This window comes from Methanobrevibacter olleyae, assembly GCF_900114585.1.
Classification (GTDB): Archaea; Methanobacteriota; Methanobacteria; order Methanobacteriales; family Methanobacteriaceae; genus Methanobrevibacter; species Methanobrevibacter olleyae.
The window spans coordinates 71,554-86,671 of the sequence record NZ_FOTL01000003.1 but is presented as its reverse complement, the minus strand read 5'-3'; the positions used below and the strand labels follow the sequence as shown (position 1 = coordinate 86,671).

General features: G+C 26.3%; 12 protein-coding genes. 1 reads left to right on the top strand and 11 read right to left on the bottom strand.

The window, feature by feature from the left end; all coding sequences use genetic code 11:
• Window positions 1-782: 782 nt before the first annotated feature.
• The 7 genes from BM020_RS01625 to BM020_RS01595 form a co-directional block, all read right to left on the bottom strand.
• Complete coding sequence (locus tag BM020_RS01625; protein ID WP_067147047.1) at window positions 783-1,325, bottom strand: hypothetical protein; 543 nt, start codon at window positions 1,323-1,325, stop codon at window positions 783-785.
• A gap of 183 nt (window positions 1,326-1,508) precedes the next feature.
• Window positions 1,509-2,120 (bottom strand): flavodoxin family protein, encoded by a 612-nt coding sequence (locus tag BM020_RS01620; protein ID WP_067147049.1) that lies wholly within the window; start codon window positions 2,118-2,120, stop codon window positions 1,509-1,511.
• A 263-nt stretch (window positions 2,121-2,383) separates the two neighbouring features.
• Entirely contained in the window at window positions 2,384-2,995 is a 612-nt protein-coding gene (locus BM020_RS01615; protein WP_074797991.1) for an ABC transporter ATP-binding protein, read from the bottom strand.
• A gap of 45 nt (window positions 2,996-3,040) precedes the next feature.
• A complete protein-coding gene (locus BM020_RS01610) occupies window positions 3,041-3,985 on the bottom strand; it encodes an oligopeptide/dipeptide ABC transporter ATP-binding protein (RefSeq protein WP_067147051.1) in 945 nt (314 codons plus the stop codon).
• 8 nt (window positions 3,986-3,993) lie between these two features.
• Window positions 3,994-4,854 carry an ABC transporter permease gene (locus BM020_RS01605; RefSeq protein WP_067147052.1) on the bottom strand — a complete coding sequence of 287 codons (861 nt, stop codon included), beginning with the start codon at window positions 4,852-4,854 and terminating at the stop codon, window positions 3,994-3,996.
• The gene (locus tag BM020_RS01600; protein WP_067147054.1) at window positions 4,847-5,839 is read right to left on the bottom strand and encodes an ABC transporter permease; all 993 of its coding nucleotides are present in this window, start codon (window positions 5,837-5,839) and stop codon (window positions 4,847-4,849) included. The genes BM020_RS01605 and BM020_RS01600 overlap by 8 nt, the downstream gene beginning before the upstream one ends.
• 392 nt (window positions 5,840-6,231) lie before the next feature.
• Window positions 6,232-7,845, bottom strand: a complete 1,614-nt coding sequence (locus BM020_RS01595; protein ID WP_074797990.1) for an ABC transporter substrate-binding protein — start codon at window positions 7,843-7,845, stop codon at window positions 6,232-6,234.
• A 1,206-nt stretch (window positions 7,846-9,051) separates the two neighbouring features.
• Here BM020_RS01595 and BM020_RS01590 point away from each other — a divergent pair.
• Window positions 9,052-10,338, top strand: coding sequence for a uracil-xanthine permease family protein (locus BM020_RS01590; protein ID WP_074797989.1), 1,287 nt, complete (start codon window positions 9,052-9,054; stop codon window positions 10,336-10,338).
• Window positions 10,339-10,591: 253 nt separating this feature from the next.
• On the opposite strand, the gene BM020_RS01585 is transcribed toward BM020_RS01590, so the two are convergent.
• The 4 genes from BM020_RS01585 to BM020_RS01570 all read right to left on the bottom strand — a co-directional run bounded on the left by BM020_RS01585 (window position 10,592) and on the right by BM020_RS01570 (window position 15,116).
• Complete coding sequence (locus BM020_RS01585; protein ID WP_067147060.1) at window positions 10,592-11,224, bottom strand: flavin reductase family protein; 633 nt, start codon at window positions 11,222-11,224, stop codon at window positions 10,592-10,594.
• Between the two features lie 94 nt (window positions 11,225-11,318).
• Window positions 11,319-12,080 carry an ATP-binding protein gene (locus BM020_RS01580; RefSeq protein WP_067147062.1) on the bottom strand — a complete coding sequence of 254 codons (762 nt, stop codon included), beginning with the start codon at window positions 12,078-12,080 and terminating at the stop codon, window positions 11,319-11,321.
• A gap of 1,484 nt (window positions 12,081-13,564) precedes the next feature.
• Window positions 13,565-14,176: an ABC transporter ATP-binding protein gene (locus BM020_RS01575; protein ID WP_067149060.1), complete on the bottom strand. Its 612-nt coding sequence runs from the start codon at window positions 14,174-14,176 to the stop codon at window positions 13,565-13,567.
• On the bottom strand, window positions 14,166-15,116 hold the full coding sequence (locus tag BM020_RS01570; protein WP_067147064.1) for an ATP-binding cassette domain-containing protein: 951 nt from the start codon (window positions 15,114-15,116) through the stop codon (window positions 14,166-14,168). Before BM020_RS01570 ends, BM020_RS01575 begins: the two co-directional genes overlap by 11 nt.
• Between the last annotated feature and the right edge of the window lie 2 nt (window positions 15,117-15,118).

Here is a 15,118-nt window from a genome sequence, read left to right as displayed (position 1 = left end):
AATACTAATTATTATTTTAAAAAAATTTTTTTATATAATATATTTTTTTATAATAATTAAAGAATTTTAGAACTTAATTTTATCTAAACTAAAATAATTCTTTTTTAATATTAGTTAAAGATTATTATTTAATATAATATAAATCTTTCTCTTAAAAAAAATAAAAAATGAGGAATATCTTAGTTTAAAAACATATATAAAAGAATTAAATTAATTAAATTAATTAAGAAGATATCTATTTTTAATATTTTAAAAAAATAAGTGAATATAAGCATATGAATTAAAAAATAATCATTTTTAATAAATAATATTAAAAACAATCAGATAATGCTTTATTAGATAAATAAATAACTATACATATGTATTTTATTAAAATATAACAATATAATATCTAAACAAATGAAATATAAACTAGATTAAAGGAATCTGATTAAAAAATCCATAAATAAAGCTTTTCAAATTAAAAAATAAAAAAGTAAAGTTCTATATAATTTATATTGATAATATATAATTAAAGATAGATTTTTTAAATTAATAATAACAACTTATATTAAAAATAAAGGAATGAATAAGAGTTAAATAAGAAATAAAGTATTTTAAATAGGAATAAAAAAATCAATAGACTAGGCTAATTAAGTTTAAAATTAATCTAATAATAAGAAAAAAATTACTGCAAAATATAGAAAAATAGAAAAATAAAAAATTAAAAAAATGTTAAAAATATAGAAAAATAGAAAAATAAAAAATTAAAAAAATGTTAAAAATATAGAAAAATAAAAAAATTAGCCAGTAGTTTCAGTAGCGCCAGTAGATGAACCACCACCAGAGGAACCAGAACCACTACCAGAGGAACCAGAGCCGCTAGATCCACTAGATGAACCAGAGCCGCTAGATCCACTAGATGAACCAGAGCCACTAGAACCATTAGATGAACCAGAATCACCAGTACCTGAAGAACTAGAACCATTAGATGAACCAGAATCACCAGTACCTGAAGAACTAGAGCCATTATGTGAGCCAGAACCACTAGATGAACTAGAACTATGGCGAGTACCACTAGATGAACTAGAACTATGGCGAGTACCACTAGAACTAGTAGGATAACTAGAGCTAGAATCTAAACTAGAATCTTCATCTGCAGTAAGATTTGTTAAATTCTCTGTTTCATTAATTGTTAAATTAGTAACATTAGTAGTATTATTTTCTTGTAAACTTACATCATCTGTGTCTCCTATATTATTAAATATGAAAAGGAAACCAGAAACAAGTGCAGCAATTGCAATTAAAATAAGTAGAATAATAATTATTTTATTTCCTGTATCCATAAAATTACTCCTAAAATTTTTAAATAAACGGTTTAAATAATTTTAATAATATAATATTTCTTTTTTAATAGATATAAATATTATTATCCAATTAGTTTATTTATTAAAAAAAATTCTAAGCTAAACTAAAAATTTTTATTGATAATCCCAAATTAATAAAATTTAAAAGTTAAATCTTAAAAATTACCCTATAAAATTAGTTTTTACTTTTTCTTCTTGATTAGGTAAATCATTATTTTCAATTGAATTTAAAATCCATGCCATATTTCTTGCTAAAGTTCTCATAATCTGAAGACCTTCTAAATCTTGTTTTACCTCTTCAGGAGTGTTACCATGAACCATATTCCAATATTGAGAAGATACCACAGGCATGTTTGAAATAGTGAAATATTTATTTAATCTATCAAAACTTGCACTTGCTCCACCTCTACGACAGCTTACAATTGAAGCTGCAGGTTTAAAAGCAAAGTTAGCACCTGATGCATAGAAAACTCTATCTAAAATAGCACATAATGCACCATTAGGTCCAGAATAATAAACAGGAGACCCTACAATCACAGCATCAGATCCTATAATTTTATCGATTATTTCATTAGCTGGATCATCATCAAAGGCACATTTTCCATTGCTATGGCCACATTTCAAACAAGCTATACAACCTCTAACTGGTTTATTTCCAATCCAAAAAATTTCACTATTAACTCCCTCTTTTTCTAATTGATTTTTAATTTCAGTTAATGCTGTAAAAGTACAACCTTCTTTATGTGGACTTCCATTTATAAGTAAAACTTTCATCATATCTCTCCAAAATAAATTTAATATAATATCATTAAAAATTACTAATAATATATTTAAATACATATTATTTAATTTATTAGTTTTATAATTTTAGGACATATATAAAGCTAATAAAAAATTTTTGTAAAATATGAAGATTGAAAAAAACTTAAATAGTTCAAAATAGCTAAAAGTAAAAGTTAAATAAATAAAAATAAGTAAAAAATAATAAAAATATAAATAGATATTAAATTTAATATCCTAAAGATATAAAACCACAACTAAACATGATTAATATCATCAATATATACAACTTCATCACAAATAATATCCATTAAATCTTTATCGTGGCTAACAACTAATAAACCCATATTTCTTTCTTTAACAATTTTTAAAACTGAATCAAATATTTGAACTTGAGTTATCGCATCTAGCATAGTAGTCATTTCATCAGCTATTAAAAATTTAGTTTTAGGATTTAAAGCTCTTAAAACTGAAAATCTTTGTAATTCTCCACCAGAAAGTTCAGCAGGCCATCTATTTAACCAAGATTTTTGAATCCCAAAGTCTTCTAATAAATCATCAGGAACATCCCAAGATTCCCCTAAAACTTCATGCATTTTCCATTTAGGATTCATTACTTTTTCAGGATGTTGATAAATTAATTGAACAGGATCGAAACCATTAGGAATCTTATTACCCCCACATTTTACCTCACCTTCATATCTTTTAATATGTCCTGCAAGAATTTTACATAAACTGGATTTACCACTTCCACTATCTCCAAATAAACCTAAAATCTTTTTATTATCAATAGTTATATTAACATCCTTTAAGATTTGTTTAGATTGAGAGCTATATTTAAAAGAGATATTTTTACCAGTTAATTCCATAGAACTCCCCCTCTATTTTAAATAAATAAAAATTATGCATAAAATCTACCCCTCATATTTAAAACATCTAACCATTTTATTTTCATCAATACTGATTAAATTAGGCCTAATCTTATCACAATTTTCTAACTTATGATTACAACGGTCATAATATGGACACCCTACTGGAATCTCACCATGTAATGGTTGATGTCCTTTTGTTAAGTTAAAACCATTATGAGGTAATGCTTTAAAAAGAGATTTAGTATACGGATGGAGTAAATTCTCTCCTTCACCACTAAAATCATCCACATTAGCAATTTCAATTACATAACCTGAATAAAAAATTGCTATTCTATTAGCAACTTTTAAAGCAGCAACAATATCATGAGTAATAAGTAAAACTCCTACATTATCTGCAGCCATCTGTCTTAAATGGTTTAAAGTTTCTTCTACGGATTTTTCATCTAAACCCGGAGTAGGTTCATCTGCAATAACAAGTTTAGGATTTGAAAGTAGAGCTGTTGATACAAGAACTCTTCTTGCCATACCTCCAGATAATTGGAAAGGATACATATTATCTACTTCTTCAGATAATCCATATTTTTCAAAAATAGCTCTTTGTTTCGCTCTTTTCTCTTTTTCTTCAGCTTCATCTTTAGATTCCATAATAACCTGATTAGAAACTTTCATTAAAGGATCTAAAAAATTAACAGATTGTGGAATTAATGAAATTTCATCTCCACGTAACTTTTCTTTTAATTCTTCTGTTAAAACTTCTCCTTTATATATCATAGTACCAGACAAATTAGCGTTGTGTGGTAAAATACCAAGTATTGCATGTGCAAGTAAACTCTTTCCAGATCCACTTGAGCCTAAAATCGCTACGATTTCCCCTTCTTTAATATCTAAAGTCAAATCAGTGATAACTTCCAATTCTCTCTGATTTAAACCTTTTACATATTGAGTAAATGAAATAGAAATATTTGAAACATTAATTAAATCATTCATACAATCACCTAATCATTTGCACTTGCTGGATCTAAGATTTTTTTAATATTTTCTCCTGCAATATCAAATAATAATACAATAATCAACAATGCTAAACCAGGGAATAAAGCTAACCACCAATCACCAGTTGCAAGATATTTCATAGATTCAGATAATATAATCCCAATAGCTGGCTCATGAGGAGATAAACCAAAACCTAAAAAGGTTACACTTGCTTCATGCATAATTGCATGAGGGAAAATTAATATGGTACCTACAATAATTTGACTAAATACTAATGGTAAAATTTGCTTTCTTGCAATCCAAAATTTAGATTGTCCTAATTTTTCTGAAATTGTTACAAATTCTGAAGTTTTTATCCTTTTTATTTCTGCTCTAAGTACTCTTGCAAGAGATGTCCAATGAGTAAATGCTACACCAACTAATACTCCGAAAGCACCTCCTCCTAAAGCAATAGAAATAAGAACAATAAGCAGAATATGTGGAATAGATAAAAATACATCTATTAACCATGAAACAAAACTGTCCAAATATTTATTAAAGCTTGATAAAAATGCTAAAGCAACAGCGATAAGACTACTTAAAACTGAAGCAAAAAAACCAATTTGAACACTTAAACCTAATCCTTTAAGTGTACGAGTAAACATATCTCTACCTAACCAATCAGTTCCAAATAAATGTTCAAAAGAAGGTGGATGATTCATCATATTCCAATCAGTAGAAATACTTGTAGAATCAATGAATAAACTAATTATAACAACTAAAATTAATATGAAAGCAGATAAACTTATTGCTAATAATGTTTTAGTCCTTAAATTCATACTTCCTAAAATATCAAATTTATTTATTTTATTAGCTGAATTATCCATTATACTCACCTTCTCTAATTCTCGGATCTACAAAGTTATAAAGTATATCTGCTATTAAATTACCTACATATACAAATATTGCACTAAAAATAACAATACCTAATAACAAAGGAACATCACTTTTTAAACCTGCAGAAACTGCTGCTTGACCAATACCGGGATACATGAAAACTTGTTCAACAAGAACTGTTCCTCCGAATAATTCACTAAAACTTAAGAATTGTAATGTTATAGCTGGTAAAAGGATATTCCTTATACCATGTCTTTTTATTAAAGTCCAACCAGATTCCCCTCTTGCTTTTGCAAAAAGAAAATAATCACTTGACATTACTTCAATAAGTTTATCACGAGTATATAATGCAATTGATGCAACACCTAAAATACTCAATGTAAATGCTGGTAATATTAAATGTTTTAACCAATCCCAAAATGTTACCGTATTACTTAATGCACCAATAGGAACACCACCACTTACTGGGAACCAACCTAACCAAATAGAAAAGACCATTACAATAAGTAAAGCAATCCAAAATGTAGGTGCTGACTGTAATACATAACAATAGACTTTTACTGCTTTATCAATCCAAGTGTCTCTTTTAAATCCTGCAAGAACACCTAAAGCAAATCCTAATATTCCAGAAATTAACCAAGAACTTAACATCAATATAAGAGATGCAGTGAACTTTTCAGAAATAACATGTAAAACAGGAGTTCTGTATATTAAAGAAGTACCAAAATCACCAGTAATAATATTTCCTAACCAATTTAATAATTTTTCAGTGATTGGTTGATTTACTCCCCAATACGCTTCTAATTTAGCAATTTGTTCAGGGCTAACCATCATATTAGAAATATAAGCATTTACAGGATTAATAGGAGACATATCAATTAATATAAAACTTAATAATATTACAACTATTAATAAAATAGCAAAACGAACAATCTTATAACCTAAAAATTTAAGTATTTTCTGTTTATCTAACAAAAAATAACCTCCTATAATTTAAAAATTTAGAATATAATAAAAATATATAAAATTCAGTAAGATTATTTAATAATAAAACTCAAAACATAAGAATTAAAAAAAATTAGATAATCCCTTTTTTAAATAAAATCTTCTTATATATTTAAATCATTCCCAATAAACATTTAAAGAGTTTTATTATTTTTAAATAATTACAACCCAAATATAAATATACCTATAAAACTAATTTTTATTGAAAGCAAATGAAACTAATTTATTAAAACAAAAAAAATAATTCTTTATTAAAAAAAACTAATCCTTTATTGAAACTTAAAAAACTAATAAAAATTAGAAAATAGATAAAAGTAGAAAAAACTTATTTAATAAGCTTATTCCTACTTTTATTATTTAATTTATTTTTCTGAAGTTGAGTTAGTAATAGTCCAGTCATATATGTTACTGAATAAATCCCCACCGTGAGGTTGTAAGAGTGCAGTATCATTAGAAATATCTACCCTATCATTTACAAAGTAACCATATTTAATTTCACCTAACCATAACCATGGTGCATCACCTTTAGGGGAAATACCAGTGGTACCATCCCAGGAAACTGCAGACCAATCTTTGTAGGAAGCTTCACGAGATTCAGCAAATGCAGCATCTATGTGAGCATCAACAGCACTATTATTTATTTTTACAACATTGGAATCAGAAGAACTGTAATATTTTCCAGCAATATCAGAAGGATCTGTTGAACCGTATCCATAGAGTACTCCTTGAGAGTATTTATTTGGATAAATTTCATCCCATTCAGCACCAACAGGTTCAATTTCAATACCAAATTCTTTAGCTTGTTCAGATACTCCTATAGCTAATGCTTGTCTCTCAGGTGCATTTGCAGAGTAATATACTTTGAATGATGCTTTAAGACCATTTTTTTCTCTTATTCCGTCTCCATCAGAGTCAACCCAACCTGCTTCCTCTAAAGTTTTGTTAGCATATGCAACATCTCCATCCTTAATTGTTGCATCAGGGTTAGCCCAAGGTAATTGATGTGCAATACCATCGTAGCTAGGATAACCTAATCCATTTAATGCGCCTTCAGTTAAAGCAGTTCTGTTAACACCATAGTTCAATGCTTTTCTAATTGCAATATCTGAAGTTACATTATTACCAATAGTATAATTATCTTCTGGGGAAATTTCTCCATTATCTGGTACATTAGGTAATGCAATACCACGAACATCAATAGTATCTTGTAAATACATTGTGTAACCATCAAGTTTTTCTCTACCATATTCAAGAGGTACTGCTACAACATCAGCTTCTCCATTTTTAGCCAAGTTAAATGCAGCTTCATTTTGAGCAAAGAGAATAGTTATTTTTTCAATTTCTGGCATGTCACCATAATAATCAGGGTTTTTCTCTAAGATAACTTGTTGACCTTTATCCCATTGCACAAATTTATATGGTCCAGAACCAATAGGATTCTCACCATAAGTTTCATTATCATAGGAATCAGAAGGAACAATACCAATATAAGCTAATTTATCTAAAAAAGTAGAATCTGATTTATTTAAGTTAAATTTAACAGTATAATTATCAGTAGCTTCAGCAGTATCTAAAGCAGATAAATCTAAACTTGCACCTGTTTCTTTAGCTGCATTAAATGTAAATGCCACATCTTCAGCAGTTAATGGTGTACCATCAGTAAATTTAACATCATCTCTTAAATTTACAGTATAAGTTTTATAATCATCACTAATTTCATAATCTGTAGCCAAATCATTTTTATAAGTACCATTAGTAGTCATTTTTAATAAGGTACTTTGAATCAAAGGCTCTGCATAATAGTTCCAACCTGTAATAGGATCAAAACCAGATTCTGGTTCTCCTCCGTGACTATAAGCTGCAACTACAATTTCTCCGTCTGCTCTTTCAGTGCTACCTCCACCCATAAGAATAGCAGCACCAATAATTACAACAATAATTGCAATAATTATACCAATTATATATTTTTTATCCATAATTCACACCAAATTTAAAAAGGATTTAAATTAAAATAAAATACTAAAATAAAATTTAATCAAAAATATCAAAAAGAGTTTATTAATAACAAAAAACATTTCTAATACATAATTCCCCTAAGTAATACTAATAAAGGATAAATTATTATTTTAATACTTTATATTAAATAATTATTAATTGATTATATAAAAACATTTCTAAAAAAAGTAATACCAAATAACTTGTGTTAAACAAATAAGTAATAAATATTATTTAAATTGCTTTTATTTAAATTACTTTTATTTAAATATAAAATTATTTTAAGTATTTTGATAAAATTAATAAAATATCAAGTTAGCTTAATAAAAAATAAAATGTATTTTATATATAAACATATAAGTAAAGCAATATATAAACCTTACTAATTTTTTAATAAAACAAGTATAAAAATAAAAACCATTACAATTAAATCTTTTTGATTTTAAATTAGAAAATCTAGTTGAAGCATGCATTGAAAGAATAATAAAAGGACCCTGAAAGTAAATTTAACAAGAATAAATTAGAGTATTTTATCAATTAGGCATTTGAATATGCAAAAATGATATTTTCAGATCAGTACAGTAATATTATGCAATTATTCTCAAAAAAAGCAAAAAAGCTACACAAAATGTCACATTGCAATTGATGTTGACACTCGATTAATATTGTCTTAAAATTTAAATTCCTAAAATCAATAATTTTAAATATTTCATTTAATAAAGTATAATATAGGTTTTTAATATCTGAATTTAGTTTATAATTCATGTTTAAATGTATTAACTATAAATAAATCAGGATATTGAAATTTAATAATAATATAATCATATTTTTTTATTATTAGTATAACAGAAAAAATTATAAAATACATATAAAACGAAGGATAAAATGGATGGGTGGAAGATATAAAATTTAGAATTCAATTAAAAACCTATCCATATACCATGAAATAATAAGTCAAAACGCTTATATTAAAACTCTTTTAGAAGAATAATAAAAATAAAGAATAATAAAAATAATATAAAAAATTAGAAGATAAAAGAAAAAGATGTTCTATCAATTCAGTATCGTTATCATTTAAATAGCTTTAAAAGAAAAGTATTGTGAATATATTAATATATTAAAAAATAGTAGACTTTAAATTATTTGATTTAGATGAATAATATTTAATTAATGGCTTATGTGATAATATGGATTTGGATTTTAATTTAGATGAAAAGCCACCGAAAATTGAGAACCTGTTATTTGGTATTCAGTGGTTAGCAGTTTCAATTCCTATAATCTTAATTATAGGAAAGATTGTAGGTAGTGTTTATACTAATGGAAATACAGTTAGTTATATTCAGACTTTACTTATTTTAATGGGAATAGCTCTCCTACTACAAGTCAAATTTGGACATAAACTACCTATGGTTATTGGCCCTGCAACTGTCTTACTTATAGCTATTTTAGCTACATTAAATCAGGGATTTGGATCTATAAATTCTTCAATCATAATATCTGGAGCTATATTGACTATAATAGCTGCTACTGGACTTTTAAAGTATATTAAGAAATTATTTACCCCACGGGTTATAATCGTTATACTTCTCTTAATAGCCTTCACCTTGGCACCTACTATATTGAAATTAATGATAGAAACTAATGGAGTAGTTAAATTTACTAACTTATTATTCTCATTAGGATTGATTTTAATAATATTATTTACACATAAAAGACTTAAAGGACTTTGGAGATCAACTTTACCCCTTTGGATTATGTTATTTGGAAGTTTATTATTTTATCTTATCTTTAATCAAGGATATTCTCAGGATTTAAATCTTCAATTTTTATCATTACCAAGCATAAATAATCCTATTCTTGCAATACCAGATATAGGTATGATATTTGCATTTATAATCTGTTTTTTAGCACTTACAATAAATGATTTAGGTTCAATTCAAAGTGTTGGTTATTTACTTAAATTAAATGATATGGATAAAAGAATAAAGAAAGGTATAGTTGTAACAGGCCTAACAAATATTTTAGCTGGTATTTTAGGTCTTGTAGGTCCGGTTAACTATTCAATGACTCCAGGTATCATAGCAACAACCAAATGTGCTTCAAGATATCCTTTGGTAATAACAGCTATTGGAATGATAATTATTGCCTTTTCACCACTTACAGTGAGTATTATAAGTTCAATTCCATCACCAGTAATAGCAGCAGTTTTGATATATATAATGACAGCACAAATTGGAGCAGGTATAAATATAGGAATAGAAACTAAGGCTTATAATAATATGGATCATGGAATAGTTATGGGATTGCCAATAATAATAGCAACTTTAATAGTATTCTTACCACAAACTTTAATAGACCAGCTTCCATTAATGATCAGGCCAATATTAACCAATGGTTTTGTAATGGGAGTTCTCACAGTATTTATATTAGAACATTTAATATTTAAAGAGCCTAAACTCGATGCTGAATCTTAATTCTAATATTTATAAATACTAAAGTTTGATATTTAAAGATTTTAAAAAAAGCTTAGTTTTGTTTATAAAAAAATGTCAATCTAAATTAATTTTTAAAATAAACAAAATTGTATTTCCACATTATGAAAATACAAAATTCTTTAATTTTTTTACCACTAATAAGTAAATTTGAATAGATATAACTATTAGAATTAAATCATTTATCCAAGGAATTATAATTTTTAAAAAAAATCACCTATATTTAAATTTTAAGCTAATCCTCTGATTCATACATCCATTCTAATGGGTCTTTTCCATCTGGAAACATTGCTCCAAATGTTTCAAATTTATTAATGTCTTCTATAGTACAGAAATGCATTCCCTTATCTGATTCAAGCATCATCAAAGGTTTCACTTTATTTAAATTTAAAACTCCATATTCTTTATCTAAACAGTCATCTTCTACTTCAAGATAAACTACTTCACCGATTATTAATAAATAAGGAATTCCAATTGAATCTTCGTCCTTATAAATTTTCTTTAGTTTACATTCCATCCTAGAATAAGCTCCTTTAATACCTGGAGCATTGATCTCTTTTGATTCAGTAGCTTCTAAATTTGCTAAATCATATTCATCTACATCAAAGGCAACATGGGATGAAGTTGGTATAACAGTATCAAGCATATCTACTGATATCATATTAATAACAAATTCACCTGTTTCCTCAATATTTACAAAAGTGTCTCTCATCATTGCAGAAGCTATACAGACAAGATTTGTAGGTCTTAATATAGTTACTACACATGAATAAGGAGCAATATTTCTAATTCCCTCTTTATTAGCTGTAGAAATTAAAGTTACAGGAAGAGGAATCATATTTTCTCTTTTAAAATTTTTTAATTTCATAATTTCATCCATTTAATATAAACGTAATTTATCATAATAAGCAATAATATAAAAGTATTTTATCATACAAATAATAATATAAAATTGCCTTCTATTAATTAATATAATTTATAACATCATTTAATCCATTAACAAGAATAGAATCTATTGAATCTCCTTTAAGATTCAACATAGCTATATCAGGAGAATAATCGATAGTACCTATAATACTAATATTTGGATTTAATTTATTTTTTATTATTTTTTCTGAAGCCCTATCCACTTTATTTAAAATAAGTCCAAAAGTTTTATTATCTTCTAAAGATAAATCAAATGCTTTATTTGCTAATAATATTGCATCTTCAGAAGGATCAACAATAGTAACTATAAAATCTACACCTTCTATAAGGCCTCTTCCAAAATGTTCAATACCTGCTTCAGTATCAATTAAAATCCATTCATCTTTATTAACTTTAATATGATTGAAGAAATCACGTGCTAAAGCCCCCATTGGACATGCACATCCTTCCATAGAATGTTCAATTTTGCCAATTTCTAAAAATCCTAAATTATCATTCCAAGAAACATATTCTTCAGAAAGATTATCTAAAGACATTTCATCAAAAATATTAAGATTACTTTCACCTTTTTGAACTACTTCCATCAATTTATCCCTAATAAGTTTTTTACCTCCCAAATTACCCATTAATGTATCTTTTGATTTGTTTATACCTAAAATTTTATTTAAACACAAATTAGATTCATCAGAATCAACAACCAAAATCTTATTTCCATTGCGTTTTAGTCTTTGAGCAAGCAATGAAACTACGGTACTTTTGCCACTACCTCCTCTTCCGCTAATTAATACTTTAGGCATTATATAAACCTCTTAATTTGTGACATATTTCTATAAATCTGTTGATATGTCTTGATTTATTATATAAAGTAATAATTATTTAAATATATTTATTACTATTTCTATTAAAAAAGAAGAAAAGTAATAATTTGAAAATTAAATTTTATTGTTTGTTTTAAAAAGCACTTTGTTGAAATTCTTTTTCAATTGAAATTGCATATCGAGTAAAAAAAATTTTTAAGTTGCTCTAAATTGAGATATAAAGCTTTTAAAATGCTTTAAATTTAGTTACACTTGAAATAATACTTCAAAGTCAAAAAATAAGAAATAATAAAACTATATTTACTAAAAAGGGGAATAAATGTTATTATGTATAGTTAAATATTAAATTTCCAAGCTCATTTTGCTCATTCACTGCAGTTAAATCTTTTGGATTTCAAATTAGAAAAATCCAGTAAAAATCTTGTATTGAAAGAATGACCAGAGACCCTGAAAATGAAATTAAGAAGAATAAAATTAGAGCGTTTTATCATATTACTCACTTTTGAATAATGCTAAAAAATAGTATTTCCAGACTATTCGAGCAAGTATTCCAAGCACACTTACAAAAAATGCAGCTAAATTCACAATATTATACAATAAAAAAGGTTTTATTTAAATTTTATACTTACCAGAGAAATTTGTGAACTAATTGAACTTATCAAGTGAAATCCCTAGAATTTTAAAGGATTCAGAAAAGTTCCCCATTAGTCAACTTTTACAAAAATATTCTTTAAAAAGCTTGCAACCTCTTATATTCGTAGTTTAAATGAAGTAATTTTAAATAAATTCGTCAATAAATGTGAAATTATTGTTTTAGATGGTTTTAGATTCACTAATGACTATGCAGACAAATATTATGCAATCATTCGCAAAAAATAGCGAAAAAGCTACACAAAATGTCACATTGCAATCGGATGTTGAAACTTGATTAATATTGTCTGTAAAACCTCAAAAAGGATTCAAAAACATGATGTATCATTTTATAATTTTATGTTTTACACTAATATAAAGCAGTGCAAAAAAACCCATATTATATTATTGCAGATAAAGCATATGATTTTTGAAAACATAAGAATAGTAATCAACGAAGAAAATAAAATGCTTTTGACATTATAGCCAAATAAAAAAAAACGAGTCAAAACTACTTATTTCAGAACTCAAAGTCATTATGTTTTCCACAACCCAATATACACAAGGCATAACAATGTTGAAAGCGTGTTTAGTGTAATTAAAAGAATATTAAACTAAACTAATACAAATAAATACTAATTTATCAAATAAAGAAACTAAATTCAAATATTTGATGTATGACATCCACAAATCAATTTAATTAATTACAAAATAATGATTTCAACTGAACCCAATTTATAAATAATTTATAAATAAATTATTTTTAGATAAAATATATAAAATTTTATCTTAAAATATTTATGAGTCACTCTAAGAATTAGATAATAAAATATTTATTTATTATTTAGTTCATTAAAATAGAAGACATCATCAGATACCACATCAAGTAAGGCTTTATCATGACTTACAGCTAAAATCCCAATATTTTGTTTTTTAGCATATTCTAATAAAACATCCCATATTTGAACTTGTGTTACTGCATCAAGCATAGTACTTATTTCATCAGCAATTATAAATCTTGTTTTTGGATGTAAAGATCTTAATATTGCAAATCTTTGTAGTTCTCCCCCTGATAATTCATTTGGCCATCTTTTTAACCAATCATCAGAAATGCCAAATGTATCTCTTAATTCTTTTGGTGGAATCCATGATTCTTCTAAGATATTTTTCATTTTCCATTTAGGATTCATAGTTTTTTCAGGATGTTGAAATATCAATTGTACAGGATTATAACCATTAGAATCTATAGTTTTATTATCCATCAGAACATTTCCTTCATATTTCTTAATGTATGCAGAAAGTACTTTACATAAAGTACTTTTACCACTACCACTATCTCCAATCAAACCAATTACTTTATCATTAGGAATAGTTATAGAAATATCATTCAAAATAGGGAAACCTTTTTTATAAGCAAATGAAATATTTCTCCCTTCAAGTTTCATCATCTAAACCTCCATTGTATAAATGACATCTGACTTTACTATCACCAATTTTATGTAATGATGGTTTAGTGTCTTTACATATATCCTTTCTCAATAAACAATTTTTATAATAAATACAACCTTTATTATCATTTAAGGGTTGAGTACCTTCAGTTAATTTAAAACCATTATCAGGTAAAGAATCTATTAATGCCTTCGAATATGGGTGCATTAAAGTATCAGCATTTTTAAAATTTTCTGCTTGATTAATTTCAATTACATATCCTGAGTAAAATATTGCAATTCTATTCGCAGTTCTTATAGCAACTTCTATATCATGTGTAATAAGAAGCACACCTTTACCTTCTTCTGCTAATTTTTTAATATCATTAATTGTTTCTTCTACACTTTTATCATCTAATCCAGGTGTTGGTTCATCAGCAACCAACAATTCTGGATTAGATAATAACGCAGTTGAAAGTAAAACCTTTCTTGCCATTCCCCCAGATAATTCAAAAGGATACATATTATCCACAGATTCATCTAAACCATATTTTAAAAATACTTCTCTTTGATGAGATTTTTTATGTTTATAATCCTCTTCATCTTTTGTTTTTCCAATTGCTTGTTGTGATACCTTCATTAATGGATCTAAATAATTAACAGATTGGGGAATCAGACAGATACTCTTACCTCTAATTTCTTTTTTATCTTCCTCTGTTAAAACCTTTCCTTTAAAACTAATATCACCAGAACATGCCGCATTCTCTGGAAGAATCCCTAATATAGCATGAGCAAGTAAACTTTTACCCGAACCACTAGATCCAAGAATAGCTACAACTTCCCCTTCATTAACATCTAATGATAAATCAGATATTACTTTTAATTCTCTTTGTTGCAAACCTTGAACATATTGAGTAAAAGATATTGATAAATTTGAAACATCTAATAATTCAACCATAA